At 66.5% G+C, this 14,645-nt stretch carries 24 protein-coding genes and 1 other RNA gene; 16 read left to right on the top strand and 9 right to left on the bottom strand.

Features of this window, described 5'->3' with window-relative positions; translation table 11 throughout:
• Positions 1-11 precede the first annotated feature (11 nt).
• Entirely contained in the window at positions 12-683 is a 672-nt protein-coding gene (locus GGR46_RS03975; RefSeq protein WP_183994738.1) for a dioxygenase family protein, read from the top strand.
• Positions 684-728: 45 nt separating this feature from the next.
• On the opposite strand, the gene GGR46_RS03970 is transcribed toward GGR46_RS03975, so the two are convergent.
• Entirely contained in the window at positions 729-1,304 is a 576-nt protein-coding gene (locus tag GGR46_RS03970; protein WP_183994736.1) for a DUF924 family protein, read from the bottom strand.
• On the opposite strand from GGR46_RS03970, the gene mtaB reads away from it, so the two are divergent.
• The 4 genes from mtaB to GGR46_RS03950 are packed head-to-tail and all read left to right on the top strand — an operon-like array spanning position 1,305 to position 5,810.
• Complete coding sequence (mtaB, locus tag GGR46_RS03965) at positions 1,305-2,522, top strand: tRNA (N(6)-L-threonylcarbamoyladenosine(37)-C(2))-methylthiotransferase MtaB (protein WP_183994734.1); 1,218 nt, start codon at positions 1,305-1,307, stop codon at positions 2,520-2,522.
• The gene (ftsY, locus tag GGR46_RS03960) at positions 2,519-3,454 is read left to right on the top strand and encodes a signal recognition particle-docking protein FtsY (protein ID WP_183994732.1); all 936 of its coding nucleotides are present in this window, start codon (positions 2,519-2,521) and stop codon (positions 3,452-3,454) included. The genes mtaB and ftsY overlap by 4 nt, the downstream gene beginning before the upstream one ends.
• On the top strand, positions 3,447-4,061 hold the full coding sequence (locus tag GGR46_RS03955) for an inner membrane-spanning protein YciB (RefSeq protein WP_246425889.1): 615 nt from the start codon (positions 3,447-3,449) through the stop codon (positions 4,059-4,061). The genes ftsY and GGR46_RS03955 overlap by 8 nt, the downstream gene beginning before the upstream one ends.
• A 3-nt stretch (positions 4,062-4,064) precedes the next feature.
• The gene (locus GGR46_RS03950; RefSeq protein WP_183994730.1) at positions 4,065-5,810 is read left to right on the top strand and encodes a chloride channel protein; all 1,746 of its coding nucleotides are present in this window, start codon (positions 4,065-4,067) and stop codon (positions 5,808-5,810) included.
• A 1-nt stretch (position 5,811) separates the two neighbouring features.
• Here GGR46_RS03950 and GGR46_RS03945 read toward each other — a convergent pair whose 3' ends face one another.
• The 3 genes from GGR46_RS03945 to pspF all read right to left on the bottom strand — a co-directional run bounded on the left by GGR46_RS03945 (position 5,812) and on the right by pspF (position 8,244).
• A complete protein-coding gene (locus GGR46_RS03945; RefSeq protein ID WP_183994728.1) occupies positions 5,812-6,159 on the bottom strand; it encodes a hypothetical protein in 348 nt (115 codons plus the stop codon).
• A gap of 122 nt (positions 6,160-6,281) precedes the next feature.
• Positions 6,282-6,905 carry a superoxide dismutase gene (locus GGR46_RS03940; RefSeq protein ID WP_183994726.1) on the bottom strand — a complete coding sequence of 208 codons (624 nt, stop codon included), beginning with the start codon at positions 6,903-6,905 and terminating at the stop codon, positions 6,282-6,284.
• 298 nt (positions 6,906-7,203) lie between these two features.
• Entirely contained in the window at positions 7,204-8,244 is a 1,041-nt protein-coding gene (gene pspF, locus GGR46_RS03935) for a phage shock protein operon transcriptional activator (RefSeq protein WP_183994724.1), read from the bottom strand.
• A 136-nt stretch (positions 8,245-8,380) separates the two neighbouring features.
• Between pspF and GGR46_RS03930 the strand changes: the two genes are divergently transcribed.
• The 11 genes from GGR46_RS03930 (at position 8,381) to GGR46_RS03885 (ending at position 12,105) form a co-directional block, all read left to right on the top strand.
• Complete coding sequence (locus GGR46_RS03930) at positions 8,381-8,530, top strand: hypothetical protein (protein ID WP_183994722.1); 150 nt, start codon at positions 8,381-8,383, stop codon at positions 8,528-8,530.
• Positions 8,531-8,638: 108 nt separating this feature from the next.
• Entirely contained in the window at positions 8,639-9,307 is a 669-nt protein-coding gene (gene pspA, locus GGR46_RS03925) for a phage shock protein PspA (protein WP_183994721.1), read from the top strand.
• A 3-nt stretch (positions 9,308-9,310) separates the two neighbouring features.
• The gene (gene pspB, locus GGR46_RS03920) at positions 9,311-9,583 is read left to right on the top strand and encodes an envelope stress response membrane protein PspB (RefSeq protein WP_183994719.1); all 273 of its coding nucleotides are present in this window, start codon (positions 9,311-9,313) and stop codon (positions 9,581-9,583) included.
• Positions 9,583-9,960: an envelope stress response membrane protein PspC gene (gene pspC / locus GGR46_RS03915; protein WP_183996718.1), complete on the top strand. Its 378-nt coding sequence runs from the start codon at positions 9,583-9,585 to the stop codon at positions 9,958-9,960. The genes pspB and pspC overlap by 1 nt, the downstream gene beginning before the upstream one ends.
• Positions 9,961-10,042: 82 nt before the next feature.
• The gene (locus tag GGR46_RS03910; RefSeq protein WP_246425969.1) at positions 10,043-10,312 is read left to right on the top strand and encodes a hypothetical protein; all 270 of its coding nucleotides are present in this window, start codon (positions 10,043-10,045) and stop codon (positions 10,310-10,312) included.
• Positions 10,313-10,323: 11 nt separating this feature from the next.
• Positions 10,324-10,638 carry a hypothetical protein gene (locus tag GGR46_RS03905; RefSeq protein WP_183994714.1) on the top strand — a complete coding sequence of 105 codons (315 nt, stop codon included), beginning with the start codon at positions 10,324-10,326 and terminating at the stop codon, positions 10,636-10,638.
• A gap of 11 nt (positions 10,639-10,649) precedes the next feature.
• Positions 10,650-10,922: a hypothetical protein gene (locus tag GGR46_RS03900; RefSeq protein ID WP_183994712.1), complete on the top strand. Its 273-nt coding sequence runs from the start codon at positions 10,650-10,652 to the stop codon at positions 10,920-10,922.
• A gap of 48 nt (positions 10,923-10,970) precedes the next feature.
• A complete protein-coding gene (locus GGR46_RS25685; protein ID WP_281396543.1) occupies positions 10,971-11,096 on the top strand; it encodes a hypothetical protein in 126 nt (41 codons plus the stop codon).
• A gap of 31 nt (positions 11,097-11,127) precedes the next feature.
• The gene (locus tag GGR46_RS03895) at positions 11,128-11,400 is read left to right on the top strand and encodes a hypothetical protein (protein WP_183994710.1); all 273 of its coding nucleotides are present in this window, start codon (positions 11,128-11,130) and stop codon (positions 11,398-11,400) included.
• A gap of 44 nt (positions 11,401-11,444) precedes the next feature.
• Positions 11,445-11,672, top strand: coding sequence for a hypothetical protein (locus tag GGR46_RS03890; RefSeq protein WP_183996716.1), 228 nt, complete (start codon positions 11,445-11,447; stop codon positions 11,670-11,672).
• A 25-nt stretch (positions 11,673-11,697) separates the two neighbouring features.
• Positions 11,698-12,105, top strand: coding sequence for a SufE family protein (locus GGR46_RS03885; RefSeq protein WP_183994708.1), 408 nt, complete (start codon positions 11,698-11,700; stop codon positions 12,103-12,105).
• A gap of 97 nt (positions 12,106-12,202) precedes the next feature.
• On the opposite strand, the gene GGR46_RS03880 is transcribed toward GGR46_RS03885, so the two are convergent.
• The 5 genes from GGR46_RS03880 to GGR46_RS03860 form a co-directional block, all read right to left on the bottom strand.
• Positions 12,203-12,508: a (2Fe-2S) ferredoxin domain-containing protein gene (locus GGR46_RS03880; protein WP_183994706.1), complete on the bottom strand. Its 306-nt coding sequence runs from the start codon at positions 12,506-12,508 to the stop codon at positions 12,203-12,205.
• The gene (locus GGR46_RS03875; protein ID WP_183994704.1) at positions 12,505-13,041 is read right to left on the bottom strand and encodes a J domain-containing protein; all 537 of its coding nucleotides are present in this window, start codon (positions 13,039-13,041) and stop codon (positions 12,505-12,507) included. Before GGR46_RS03875 ends, GGR46_RS03880 begins: the two co-directional genes overlap by 4 nt.
• 58 nt (positions 13,042-13,099) lie before the next feature.
• Positions 13,100-13,485: RNase P RNA component class A (gene rnpB / locus GGR46_RS03870), an RNA gene on the bottom strand.
• A gap of 41 nt (positions 13,486-13,526) precedes the next feature.
• Positions 13,527-13,832 (bottom strand): hypothetical protein, encoded by a 306-nt coding sequence (locus GGR46_RS03865; RefSeq protein ID WP_183994702.1) that lies wholly within the window; start codon positions 13,830-13,832, stop codon positions 13,527-13,529.
• 86 nt (positions 13,833-13,918) lie between these two features.
• Complete coding sequence (locus tag GGR46_RS03860) at positions 13,919-14,620, bottom strand: N-acetylmuramoyl-L-alanine amidase (protein ID WP_183994700.1); 702 nt, start codon at positions 14,618-14,620, stop codon at positions 13,919-13,921.
• Between the last annotated feature and the right edge of the window lie 25 nt (positions 14,621-14,645).

Below are 14,645 nucleotides of genomic sequence, written 5' to 3'. Positions count from 1 at the left end.
GGAGAGTCGGGATGCTCGATCGACGAACGACCCTGATCATGCTGGGTGGCGCCGCAGGCGGCCTGGTTGGCGTGGTGGCGCTTACCCCATCGCCGGGCGACGCCCATGCGGACCCCCGCCCCGACCTCTATAATTGCGAAGGCTGCGAGGCAGTCGCCGAGCGAAACGCGAAGGCGCTTGCCGCACGCGTCCGCCTCGCCTCGGCGGAGGAGCCGGGCGAGCGGATGGTCCTGACCGGACGGGTTCTCACACAGGACGGCAGACCCGCATCGGGCGTCATCATCTATGCGCATCACACCAATGCCCAGGGACTCTATGCGAACGGCACGCGCGAGACCGAATGGAGCCGCCGCCATGGCCGGCTGCGCGGCTGGGCGAGGACCGGACCGGACGGGCTCTACGTCTTCGACACGATCAAGCCAGCGCCCTATCCCGACCGGAGCATGCCGGCGCACGTCCATCTCTTCATCGGAGAACCGGGCAAGCGCCCCTATTATATCGACGATGCGGTGTTCGACGGCGAGTTCGGCGTCACGGCCGCCTATCGGGCAAGGCAGGAGCTGCGCGGCGGCAGCGGGATCGTCCGGCTGACCCGGACAGCGGACGGCGTGCTGGAGGCCCGGCGGGATATCCGCCTCGAGCGGCACCCGGTGGAGATCGGCGGGCAGCTTGGGGCGGGCTGAGCCCGGGAAACCCCGCTTCCCGCAAGGGATGGCAGCTTCAGGAAGTCACCACCCCGCCCCTTCCTCGCCGAGGAACGCCTGCTCCTCGGGCGTGGACACCCGCCCCAGCGCCGCATTCCGGCTGGGGAAGCGCCCGAACCGTGCGATCACCTCGGCATGTTTCTTCGCGAAGTCGAGCACATAGGCATCGCCCAGCGATCCGAACTTCTCGACGCTCAGCGCCTGCATCGCCGGATCCTCGGCATGTTCGAGCGGCAGATAGAGGAACTGGCGCCGGTCCTTGTCCATCTCCGCGTCCCAGCCCTTGCCGATCGCCTCCAGCGTCAATTGCAGCGCCAGTGGATCGGCGGCAAAGGCCTCGGCGGTGCCGCGATGGATGTTGCGGCTGAACTGGTCGAGCAGGATCAGCGCCGCCAGCAACGCCTCGGGATCGTCGCGCCAGCCCGCCGCCCCAGATCCCAGCACCAGATCGCGCAAGGGGCCGAAGCGTGCCTTGATCTCCGCGTCGAGCTTGGCGGAGGTCGCGAAATGCTGCTCGGGCGTGAGCGCGAACCAGAAGCCCAGCACTTCGCGGGCCTTCGCGTGGACATCCAGTGTAGCTGCGCCTAGATCACCGGCCAAATGTCATCCCCTCACGTCATCAGTCTGGGTTGTCGGCTCAACCTCGCCGAAAGCGAGACGATCCGCACGCTATTGTCGGATCGCGACACTATCGTGATCAACAGTTGCGCGGTGACCAACGAGGCCGTCAAGCAGACCCGCCAGGCGATCCGCCGCGCGCGGCGTGACCGGCCCGGCGCCGAGCTGGTGGTGACGGGCTGCGCGGCGCAGATCGATCCCCAGGCCTTTGCCGCGATGCCCGAGGTCGACCGGGTGATCGGCAATGCCGAGAAGTTGCTGTATTCAGCTTGGAAGGCTGACGCACCGGTGATGGTGCAGGACATCATGGCCGTGCGCGAGACTGCGCCGCACCTTGCCGCCAGCTTCTCGACCCATGCCCGGGCGTTCGTCGAGGTGCAGAATGGCTGCGACCATCGCTGCACCTTCTGCGCCATCCCCTTTGGCCGGGGGAACAGCCGCTCCGTCCCCGCGGGCGCCGTGATCGACCGCGTCGCGGCACTCGCCGAGAGCCATGCGGAGGTCGTGCTGACCGGCGTCGACCTGACCAGCTACGGCCCCGACCTGCCCGGTTCGCCGAGCCTGGGCCAGCTGGTCGAGCGCATCCTGGCACATGTGCCGAAGCTCCGGCGCCTCAGGCTTTCCTCGCTCGACGGGATCGAAGTCGACGACCGGTTGTTTGCGCTGCTGACCGGGGAGCCTCGCCTGATGCCGCACGTCCATCTCTCGCTCCAGGCGGGGGACGACATGATCCTGAAGCGCATGAAGCGCCGCCACAGCCGTGCCGAGTCGGTCGCGCTGGTCGCGCGGCTGCGCGCGGCGCGCCCCGACATCGCGATCGGCGCCGACCTGATCGCCGGCTTCCCGACCGAGACCGGGGAAATGTTCCAGAACACGCTGGCCCTGATCGAGGAGTGTCGCATCGTCCATGCGCACATCTTCCCCTATTCGCCCCGCGCCGGCACGCCGGCCGCGAAGATGCCGCAGGTCGAGCCCGAGCAGGTCAAGGCCCGTGCCGCCCGCCTGCGCGCCGAAGCCGCGCGCGTCAGGGACAATTGGCTGCAAAGCCTGGTAGGCAGCACCCAACAAGTGCTGGTAGAGCGCCCTGGAGACCGGGGCCATGCCGGCAATTTCGCCGAGGTTCGCCTCGCCCCAAATGAAGTCGGAGAGATTGTGAGCGTAAAGATCGTGGACGTCCAGGACGGGAAGCTGATCGCATGAGCGGCGCCAGCTGGCACGAGCGCCTTCTCGGCGGCTTCCGCAAGACTTCCGACCGGCTGATCGGCAACCTTACCGGGCTCGGCCTGGCGCGGCTGGACGACGCGACGCTGGACGAGATCGAGGAGGCGCTGATCGCCTCCGATCTCGGCCCCGCCACCGCCGCACGCGTCCGCCAGCGGCTGGCCGACGGCCAGTTCGAGCGCAACATGGAGGAACTCGGCATCCGGTTGGTGGTGGCCGAGGAGATCGCCAAGGTGCTCGCCCCCGTCGCCAAGCGGCTCGAGGTGGAGGCGTTCCCGCGCCCGCAGGTGATCCTGGTCATCGGCGTCAACGGTTCGGGCAAGACCACGACGATCGCCAAGATCGCCAATTTGCTGATGGAGCAGGACTATTCGGTGATGCTCGCGGCGGGTGACACCTTCCGCGCCGCCGCGATCGGCCAGCTGCGCACCTGGGCAGAACGGATCGGTGTGCCGATCGTCTCGGGCGCCGAGGGCGGCGATGCCGCCGGCATCGTGTTCGAGGCGGTGAAGAAGGCGACCGAGATCGGCACCGACGTGCTGATCGTCGATACCGCCGGCCGGCTTCAGAACAAGACCGAGCTGATGGACGAGCTGGCCAAGATCCGCCGCGTGCTCGGCCGCCTCAACCCGGCGGCGCCGCACGACGTGGTGCTCGTGCTCGACGCGACCACCGGCCAGAACGCGCTCAACCAGATCGAAGTGTTCAAGGAAGTTGCCGGCGTCACCGGCCTGGTGATGACCAAGCTCGACGGTACCGCGCGCGGCGGCGTGCTCGTCGCGGCGGCGGAGAAATACGGCCTGCCGATCCACGCGATCGGCGTCGGCGAGAAGGTGGACGACCTGCGCCCGTTCAATGCCGAGGAAGTGGCGCGCATCATCGCCGGCGTGGAGGAGCTGACCAATGGCTGAGAAGAAAGCCGCCACGCCTGGCGTGCGGATGCTGATCGACTATGGCCCGCTCGCGGTGTTCTTCCTGGTCAACTCGCTGGCGCAGGGGCCGGTGCTCGCCCGCGTGTTCGCCGCGACCGTGGCGTTCATGGTCGCGATGGGCGCGGCGATCGCGCTGAGCTGGTGGAAGACCCGCCACGTCTCGCCGATGCTGTGGATCACTGCGGCCTTCGTGCTCATATTCGGCAGCCTGACGCTCTATTTCCACGACCAGACCTTCATCCAGATCAAGCCGACGATCATCTATGCGATGTTCGCGATCGTGCTCGGCTATGGCCTGATCGCCGACAAGCCGCTGCTCCAGACGCTGCTCGAACAGGCCTATCCGGGCCTCTCGGCCAAGGGCTGGCGGCTGCTGACGATCAACTGGGCGGCATTCTTCGCGGTCGCCGCAGTCACCAATGAAGCGGTCCGCCATTTCGTCACCTGGGACCAGTGGGTGCTGTTCAAGACCTGGATCATGATCCCGGTCACGCTGGCCTTCGCGATGCTCAACATCCCGATGCTGCTCAAGCACGGGCTGCAGCTCGAAACCCCCGACGAGGCCCCGGTTCCGCCGCAAGAATAAGCGGTGTCGCACGCGCTCTATCGCACGGTACGCGCTGCCAACTGGCTGCGCCGGCAGCTCCGGTCGAATGCGCTGTGGTTCCTGGCGCTGGCGCTGCTCGTCGGCATCGGCGCGGGGATCTCGGCGATAGCTCTGGGACAGCTCGCCCGCGGCACGCAGCGGCTGCTGTTCGGATTGCAGCAGGGCGAGCATCTCAGCGCCGCCGAGGCGATCGCGCCGTGGCGGCTGGTCGCCCTGCCCATCGGCGGCGCGCTGCTCGGGCTGGTCCTGTGGTTCCTGCGCCGCCGCAAGGCCATCGACATCGTCGAGGCGAACGCGCTGCACGGCGGCCGCATCCCGGCGCGCGATACGGCAACGGTGGTGGGTACCACCCTGCTTTCCAACAGCTTCGGCGCCTCGGTGGGGCTCGAAGCCGCCTATGCCCAGGCGGGCGGCGGGCTCGCCTCGCTGCTCGGCCAGAAGGTCAAGCTGCGGCGAAGCGACTTGCGCACGCTGATGGCCGCGGGCGCGGGTGCCGCGGTGAGCGCGGCCTTCGGTGCACCGTTGACCGGGGCCTTCTATGCCTTCGAAGTGGTGCTGGGCGCCTATAGCACCGCGACCGTTGCCCCGGTGATGCTTGCCGCACTGGCCGCCGCGGTGCTCGCCCGCAGCCTCGGCATGACCCCCTATGTGATCGCGGCCGGGGGCATGCACCCGATCGGCACCGCCGATTACATGCTCTACGGCCTGCTCGGGCTGATCTGCGCGGGCACCGGCATCGCGCTGATGCGGCTGGTCTCGCTGGTCGAGCGCGCGGTGCATCGATCGAAACTGCCGATGCACTGGGCACCGCTGGCCGGCGGGCTGCTGCTGGTCCCGCTGGCGCTCGCCACGCCCCAGACGCTGTCGGGCGGCCACGGCGCGCTCAACCTCAACCTGGTCGCCGAAGTGACGATCGCCGGGCTGGCGCTGACCATCCTGCTCAAGATGCTCGCCTCGGCCGTGTCGCTGGGCTTCGGCTTTCGCGGCGGCCTGTTCTTCGCGTCGCTGTTCCTCGGCTCGCTGGTCGGGCGGCTCTACCAGGTGGTGCTGGCACAGGTGCCCGACCTGCACGTGCTGGCACCCGACGACGCCACCGTGGTCGGCATGGCAGCGATGGCAGTGGCGGTGGTCGGCGGGCCGATCACCATGTCGCTGCTCGTGCTGGAGGTGACGCACGACTTCAACATCACCGGCGTCGCGGTGGCCGCCACGCTGATCTCCTCGACCGTGGCGCGCGAGATGTTCGGCTACAGCTTCTCGACCTGGCGGCTGCATCTGCGCGGCGAGACGCTGCGCAGCGGGCGCGACGTCGGCTGGATGCGCGCGCTCACCGCTGGCAAGATGATGCGCCGCGACGTGCCCCAGCTCGCCGCTGATGCCAGCGTCTCGGCCTTTCGCGACCGCTTCCCGCTCGGCTCAACCACGCGCGTCGTGTTGCTCGACGTGAAGGGCCATTATGCCGGCATCGTCGAGACGGCGGCCGCCTGGTCGCCCGATGTCGAGCCGGTGGCGGAGATCGGCACGCTGGCTAGGCTGCCCCAGGCCAGGCTCACGCCCGACATGGGGATCGGCGAGGTGCTGGAGCGGTTCGACGCGGTCGCCGCAGACGATCTCGCGGTTGTAGCGCCCGACGGCCGCGTCGCCGGGCTGATCACCGAGCGCCATGCACGGCGCCGCTATGCCGAAGAGCTGGAGCGCTCACAGCGCGAGCTGTACGGCGAGGCCTGAGCTATTTCCTCGCGCCGCCGCGCTTGGCGACCACGTCGCTACGCAGTGCCTCGCGCCGGGCGAACAGCTCGGCTTCCTCCGAGGGCGAGAGGCCGCCCGCGGCATAGCGCGCCTCCAGCGTATCGATCTGCCAGGCCTCGCGCTTCAGCCGCTTCGCCTCCCGCCGAGTGAGCTGGCCGCTGTCCCGGCCGTCGCGGATGTCGCTGCGGATCTTCGCCGTCTCGGCGGCGCTCTGGTCATGGCTCATCGCGTTGCCCGAGGGACCCTGCATCGTCGGCCCGCCCCAGATCTGGGCGGAAGCCGGCACGGCGGCGAGCAGCAAGGGTGCGAGGATCAGATAGCGGCGCATCACGACTTTCCCCAAAGAAGTGTCCGGTGAAAGCTCGCCTCCACCGGTTGAACGCGCCCTGAATGCAGAAGGGGCGCCCGATCGCTCGGACGCCCCTTCCAGAAGTCGCTATCCGCGAAGGATCAGCTGTCCTGGTCGGCGCGGCTCACGCCGGCACCGTCGAGGTTCTGCGACACGAAGTCCCAGTTGATGATGTTCGCGGTGATCGTCTCGAGATACTTCGGACGCAGGTTGCGATAGTCGATGTAATAGGCGTGCTCCCACACGTCGATCGTCAGCAGCGGCTTCATGCCCTCATAGACCACCGGCGTGTCGGCGTCGTGCAGCGAGGTGACCTTGAGCTGGTCGCCGTCGAGCACCAGCCAGCCCCAGCCGTTCGAGAAGTGGGCGGTCGATTCCGCGACCAGCTTCTTCACCAGCTCGTCGGTCGAGCCGTACTGCGACGCGATCAGCTCGGCGAGCTTGCCGCTGGGCGCGGTCTTCTCACCGGTCAGGCCCTGCCAGAAGAAGCTGTGGTTCCAGATCTGCGCCGAGTTGTTGAACAGGCCCTTGTCGCCGGTTTCCTTGGCGTGCCCGATCACTTCGCTGAGCTTGCGGCCTTCCAGGCCCTTCTCGGCAATGAAGCCGTTGGTCTTGTCGACATAGGCCTTGTGATGCTTGCCGTGGTGGAAGTCGAGGGTCTCGGCCGACATGTGCGGCGCCAGCGCGTCCTTGTCGAAGGGAAGCGGGGGAAGTTCGAAAGCCATGCGGTCTCTCCAGGATCACCAGGGGGTTCACCCGGGCAACGAACCGCCGGGCGATGCGGTCCCTCCCCTAACCCGCAAAATTCATCGCTGTCGCGGAAAAATCGTTGCGTCGTGCAAATGAAAATTTCGATCGGGCGCGATTGGCAGAATTACTATTGCAAACGCTAATCAATAGCCTGTTTTTGCACGCCTAATCTTTCCTCCGTCATCCCCGCGAAGGCGGGGATCCAGAGCCACACAGGACGTCGCTTTGTCACCCTGGATCCCCGCCTTCGCGGGGATGACGGAAAGGAGCGGGTCAGCTCCCCACCTGCAACAGTTCATGCCGCTTCAGCGCGTGGCGAAGCTGGTCATAGGTGAGCCCCAGCGCTTCCGCCGTGGCACGCTGGTTGAAGCGGTGATCGGCGAGCGCACGCTGGAGCAGCTCCTTCTCGAACCGCGCCACACGGCCCTTGAAATCGGCCGCGCCGGCGAGCGCAGGCTGCTCTTCCAGCACCACGGGCGCGGATGCAGCGGCAACGACGGGGCCCGATGCACTCGAAGCGCTGCCCTGCATCGTGCGCAGGCGGAAGGGCGACTGGAAGGGATCGATCTCGATCGCGTCGATCGGCCCGTCCTGTTCCCAGCGATAGACGGCACGCTCGACGACGTTGCGCAGTTCGCGGACGTTACCGGGCCAGTCATAATGGGTGAGGATGTCGAGCGCGTGCGGCCCCCAGCCCGGCCAGTCGGCCCAGCCGATCTCGGAAGCCATGCGCCGTCCGTAGAATTCGGCGAGCACCTCGACATCGCCAGGCCGGTGCCGCAGCGGCGGAATGGTCACCACTTCGAAGCTCAGCCGGTCGAGCAGATCGGCGCGGAACGTGCCCTTCTCCACCCGCTCGGGCAGATGCTCGTTGGTGGCCGCAACGATGCGGACATCGACCTGCACGGCCCGCGACGAACCGATGCGAGTGATCTCGCCATATTCAACCGCGCGCAGCAGCCGCTCCTGGGCGCCCATCGAGAGCGTGCCGAGCTCGTCGAGGAACAGCGTGCCGCGATGCGCCTCCTCGAAGCGGCCGATCCGCGCTTTGGTCGCGCCGGTGAAGGCCCCGGCTTCGTGGCCGAACAGCTCGGCCTCGATCAGCGTCTCGGGCAGCGCCGCGCAATTCATCGTGACCAAAGGCTGGTCCCAGCGCGGCGAAAGGCGGTGGAGACGCTCGGCGACCAGCTCCTTGCCGGTGCCGCGCTCGCCGATCACGAGCACCGGACGGTCGAGCGCAGCAGCCCGGCTGGCGCGCTCCAGCGCGTCGAGAAATGCCGAGGATTGGCCGATGACCTGGGTTACGCGCTCCATGCCAAATCCTTGGTGTATTTTCCCAACACTTGGCAAGTTAAATCCGCCACCTGAACGCCTTATGAACGGCAAAAACGGCAGATTTCTGCGGTTTTCACAAATTGGCACGCCCCCTGCAATGCTATGAGCAAGCCCAATGACGGGCCTGGAAAAACACCAAGGTTCAGGGAACAAGATCATGAACGCCAACGCCGCCTACTACCGCAACGCCTTCTTCTCGGTGGCACTTTCGGTAGCCGCCAGCCTGGTCATCATGGCCGGTACGGCCGGTCTGATGACGGCGTAAGAACAGGGTCCCCCGCTCGCCTCCCCTCGCGAGCGGAAACCTGACGGGAGGGGTCACCCCCTAGGCCCCTCCCGGCAGGAAACAAAAATACGAAGGAGTAACGACGAAATGGGTATCTTCTCTCGAACCCGCGACATCATTGCCGCCAACGTCACCGACCTGCTCGACAAGGCGGAAGATCCCGCGAAGATGATCCGCATGATCATCCTCGAGATGGAGGAAACGCTGGTCGAGGTCCGCGCTTCCGCGGCCCGCACCATCGCGGACCAGAAGGAAATGCGCCGCCACATCGCCAAGCTCGAAAAGCTCCAGGAGAGCTGGACCGAGAAGGCGGAGCTGGCGCTCTCCAAGGGCCGCGAGGACCTGGCCAAGGCCGCGCTGGTCGAAAAGCAGAAGGCCGCCGACATGTGCGACCAGCTGAACGAGGAGATCTCGGTGCTCGACGAGGCCCTGAAGGCTGCGGAAGAGGACATCAACAAGCTCCAGACCAAGCTGCGCGAGGCCCGCGCCCGCCAGAACTCGATCGTCACGCGCCTGGAAAGCGCCAACAACCGGGTTCGCCTGCGCGAGATCACCAACGGCAGCCGCGTCCAGGACGCCTTCTCCCGCTTCGACGTGCTGGAGCGCCGGGTGGACTTCGCCGAGGGCCGCGCCGATGCCGCCGGCCTGGGCGCAGCGCCCAAGACGCTCGAGGAGGAAATCGCCGAACTCCGCTCGTCGGAGAAGGTGGATGCCGAGCTCGAGGCCCTGAAGGCCCGCCTCAACAAGGGAGCCTGAGCGATGGAGGAAGTCTTCCTTCCGATCGTCATCGTCGGGATGCTCTTCATCGGGCTCCCCTGGGTGATCATGCACTACATCACCAAGTGGAAGCAGTCCGGGACGATCACCAACGAGGACGAGAAGCTGCTCGACGAGCTGCACTACACTGCACGCCTGCTCGAAGAGCGCCTGCTCACCGTCGAGCGGATCATCGCCGCCGACAACCCCGATTTCCGCCCTGTCCGCGACGCCCGTCCGGAACAGAGCCCCTACGACATCTCGCGGAGGAACTGATCATGTCGAGCCGCACGAAATTCTACCTCGACAAGCAGAACAGCAAGTGGCTGGGCGTCTGCTCGGGACTGGCGGACTATACCGGGATCGACGTGATCTGGCTCCGCCTCGGCATGGTCCTGGTCACCTTCAGCACCTTCCCGATGGGCCTGGTCGCCTATCTGCTGATCGCCTGGCTGGCCCCGGCCAAGCCCTACGGCCTCTATCAGGGCCCGGAAGAAGCCAAGTTCTGGCAGGGTGTCCGCTCGAACCCGACGCGCTCGACCGCCGAGGTCCGCTCGAAGTTCCGCGACATCGATCGCCGCCTGGCCGATATCGAGATGTACTATACGAGCCGCAACACCCGGCTCGCCGATGAGATCGACAGCCTGCGCTGAGCCAATCGCCAGGTAAGTCAACAGGGAGGAAGAAATGAAAGACTTAGCGTGGTTGGTACCGGTTCTGATCGTCACTGCGGTGATGGCGTCCAAGGCCTTCCAGACCTGGGTCCGCGCCAAGCACGGCTACCCGATCGAGAATGAAGGCATTCACGGCCTTCGCGGCCGGCGCAGCTTCCAGGGCGAAAAGAGCGACACTCTCGAAGCAGACCGCAAGATCGCCCTTCTCGCTTCGGAGAATGAGCGCCTGACCGGCCAGATCAGCCGGCTCGAGGAGCGGATCGCGGTCCTGGAACGGATCGCCACCGATCCCGCCGAGCGGGTTGCCCGCGAAATCGACAGCCTGCGCTGAGGAGTGACGAGATGAGCTTTCCCTTTGCAGCCTTCGCCCCGGTCGCCGTGATAGTCGGTGCGCTGGTGGTCGGTGGCTGGGTGCTCACCACCTGGCTTCGGATCAAGCATGGCTACCCGCTGGACGGGGCCTGGGGCCAGGCGGTCTATCCCAAGACCGACGATGCAGCGATGGAGCGGATCAAGCTCCTGAGCCAGGAGAACGCCCAGCTCCGCGCCGAACTGGGCTCGATCAAGGACCGGCTCGCCAATGTCGAGCGGATCGTGACCGACAGCTCGCACATCCTCGATCAGGAGATCGAGAAGCTGCGCAGCCCGCGTAACTGAGGAGACAGGTGATGGAAATCAGTCCCATTCTCATCCCCATCCTGGGCATCTGCTGTGGCCTGGTCGCCATCGTCGGCGGCGTCTTCCTCAAGCCCTGGTTCGCGCTCCAGCAGCGCAAGATGGAGCTCGAGGCGCAGATGGTCGCAGAAAAGGCCGCCCAATACGCCGCCCAGACCGAAAGGCTCGAACAGCGGGTCCGGGTCCTGGAGCGGATCGTCACCGACAAGGGCATCGATCTCGCCAACGAGATCGAGCAGCTGCGGGATGCCCCTCCGCTGAACTGAAATTCCCACGCGGCACCGGCAAGGGCCGCCAGTATGAGGAAGTCCACCATGATTGCCATCGTTGTGTTCGCAGTGCTGTGCGCACTGTGCGGGGGAGCTATTGTCCTCGCCGAGAAGCGGGATCGCCCCGTCCGCCGCGCCCAGCGGCTCGCCCGGGCCGCCCAGCAGAACTGATCCGCCAAAGCGCGTTTGAAGGAGTAGTGGAATGAACCCGTTCGAGATGGTTTTCGCGATTATCGTGATCGTCACGATCGGCAGCGTGCTCAAGGCACGCTTCGGGGTCCACAAGGACAAGGGTGGCAACGAGGCCTATCGCGGCAATGCCGCGGACAGCGCCTCGGCCATCGAGAATGCCCGGCTCCGCGACGAGGTCCGTGCGCTCAAGGAGCGCGTCCAGGTGCTCGAACGCGTGATCACCGACACCGAAGGCAGTGTTCGTCTCGACCGCGAGATCGAATCGCTGCGCGACAAGAACTGAATACGTCAGACCAAGGGAGGCATGACGTGACCCAGGATCCGACTATGTATCTCACCCTCGCCGTCTCCGGCCTCGCCGGCCTCGGCATGATCACCACCGCCGGGCTCTCGGGCTGGCGCGGATGGCTGGCCCTGAAGCGCCAGGAGCTCGATACGCACCACGCGCCGGAATCGGCGCCCGCGATGCCCACCGCGGCATCGCGGATCGAGATCGCCGATCTCAAGGAGCGCATCCGCAAGCTCGAAGCGATCGCGGCCGGGGTGGACCTCTGAGGTCCACCCGGCTAGCGGGCGAGGCATGACCAGCCTCGCCGACCTGCAGGACGAATATGCGTTCCTCGAACCCGATGACCGCTATCGCCTGCTGATCGATCTGGGCCGCGGGCTGGAAGAAATGCCCGACGCGCTCAAGACCGACGCCACCTTGGTCCGCGGCTGCTCGGCCGCAGTGTGGGTCTACCCCACCCGCCTCGACGACGGCCGGCTCCATTTTCTCGCCGACTCCAACGCGGCGATCACCAAGGGCATCATCGCGCTGGTGCTGCTCACGGTGCAGGACAAGACCCCGGTCGAGATCCTGGCGAGCGACATCGAAGGCGCGCTGGCACCGTTCGACCTGAAGAACCAGCTCAGCTCGAACCGGACCCAGGGCATCCCCAACATGATCGCCTTGGTGCGCGACACGGCGCAGCGCTACGCGGGCTAGGCCCTTTCCGTCATCCCGGCGAAAGCCGGGATCTCAGGCGAAAGTGGGAAAAGAGCCGCACGAGATCCCGGCTTTCGCCGAGATGACGGGAACCGGGCTATTCTTTTCCCAGCCCCAGTTCCTCCGCCACGCTGTCCAGATCGGCGCCCTTCGGCACCAGCAGCCATTCCTTCGGCCCGCCGGCATCGACCACCGTCACCGCCCCGCGCGGGCAGACGCCCATGCACTTGACCTCGACGATGCCGGCTTCGGCCTTGCGGCCCTTCTTCAGGCCCAGATGCTTGCGCAGCGCCTTGGCGAGCGGTTGCTTGCCCTTCGGCCCGAAACCGCCGTCCAGCTTCTTCGAGCATTTCGCGCAGACGAGGACGGTATGGTCCCAGTTGGAATGAACGCGGTGCTTCAATCGCCCTTCCACGTCCGCCGCTCCTCGGCGACCTTGAGCACGTCATAGGCGGCCTGGATCGCGTGGAAGCGCTTGGCGGCCTCCGAATCGTTCGGGTTCACGTCCGGATGGTTGACCTTGGCGAGCCGGCGATAGGCCATGCGCACCGCGTCGAAATCGCTATCGACCTCGAGCTCCAGCACCTCCAGCGCGCGCATCTCGTCGCGCGAGCGGCTGCCGTCGCCCGGCCCCGCCCAGCCATTGTACTTGGCCTCGGCAAAGCCCGACGCGTCGCGCCGCTCGTCCGCCTCGCGCTTGGCCGCTTCCTCCGCGGTCAGACCGGCGAAATAGTCCCAGTTGCGGTTGTACTCGGCGGCATGCGTCTCGCAGAAATACCAGCGCTCGGGGCTGTTGGGCGATTTGGGCGCAGGCCGGTCGCCCGGCTGCTCGCAGCCATGGCGATCGCACAGGCGCACCTTCACGGCCTCGCGCTCGGCGCCATATTCGCGCCAGCGTGGAAAGCCCCAGTCTGAAGATCGCGTCTGCCTTGCCATGCCGTCCAGATAGCCACTCGTTCGGATGGCGCAAGCTTAGCACCGCCGTGTTACATGAAATGCCAGAGGGTCTATAAGCCGGGTTCTGTCCTCGCTTCCCAGGGAATCCCTGGACGGCGATGTGCGACCATTCCTCTAGGCGACGGATTGCTCCGCCGCTCCAGCAACCAACCCGGGCGACGGGCCGGAACCAGGCCCATGCGCCGCCCCTATTCGGTCTTGCTCCCGGTGGGGTTTACCATGCCGCTTCCGTTACCGGTCGCGCGGTGCGCTCTTGCCGCACCCTTTCACCCTTGCCCTTAGTCCCGAAAGACCAGTGGGCGGTCTGCTCTCTGTGGCACTTTCCCTGGGGTCGCCCCCGCCGGGCATTACCCGGCACCGTGTTTCCGTGGAGCCCGGACTTTCCTCGCGTGCTTGCGCACCCGCGGCCGCCCAACCCTCTGGCACGCACCGCTCTAGCGAAGCGGCGCGATCCTGCAAGAGGTTCAGCTGTTTGGATCGCCGTCGGGATCGGCGGTGCGCAGCACGGCGGTGCCCCAGGCCATCACTTCGACCTTCCACATCACGCTGAGGCCGGAGGCCAGCGCGATCCTGCGATAGTCCGATCCCAGCCCGACCACGCCGTCCGCGCCGCGCACCTTCGCGACCCGCTCGACCGCTGCGGCCGCCTCGCTCACCGTGGGAATGTTGACCGAGGACGGCACTTCGCCCTTCGCATCGGCGCGCGCCACGCCGGAAAGATAAGCCTGGACCGGGCCAAGCGACGTCGAAGAACCGATATTGCTGCTCAAGACGGAATAACCTCCGCCTCCTGTATTTCATCCTATACTTGCAGAACCCCGCACAAATTTAGTGCACGGCTCCGTAACTAAACCGGTCAGTCGTCCCCCTGCGGCTTGGGCAGCAGCAGCGCGAGCAGCAGACAGCGGCATTCCATGTCGATCTCGCCATCGATCATCTCGGGGCGGAAGCGGCGCTGGAAGGCGGTTATCGCGGCCTCCTCGTCGCTGACGTCATAGCCGAAGCGCTCCAGCGCCATGATGAAGCCGGCATCGGGCCAGCCCGGGTCCATCAGGTTCCGGGTAGGGCGCGGCAGGGCCAGGCGCAGGCGGGCGAGCGCATGCCAGTTGAACAGCTCGCCCGGGTCCTGCTTGCGCGCCGGCGCCACATCCGAGTGGCCGACGACATTGCCGCGGGTGATGCCGTAGCGCTCCTTGATCTCGGCCACGAGCGGGATCAGCGCCCCCATCTGCTCGGCCGGGAACGGGCGATAGCCATGGTCATGGCCGGGATTGACGATCTCGATGCCGACCGAGGCGGAATTGACGTCGGTGATCCCGCGCCAGTGCGAGCGACCGGCATGCCAGGCGCGCTTCTCCTCGGGCACCAGCCGGTGGATCGTACCGTCCTCCTCGACCATGTAATGGGCGGAGACCTTGGCCTCGGGATCGCGCAGCCGCGCCAGCGCCGCCTCCCCGCTTTCCATGCCGGTATAGTGCAGCACGATCATCGTGACCGGCAGCGCGCGCTCGTCGAAATTGGGCGAGGGCGCGTCGAGAAAGACCAGGCCGTTGTGCATGGGTGGGACGCTAGACCCGTAACGA

It is taken from the genome of Sphingomonas kyeonggiensis (assembly GCF_014196745.1).
Classification (GTDB): domain Bacteria; phylum Pseudomonadota; class Alphaproteobacteria; order Sphingomonadales; family Sphingomonadaceae; genus Sphingomonas; species Sphingomonas kyeonggiensis.
This window is presented reverse-complemented; position numbering and strand designations above follow the sequence as displayed.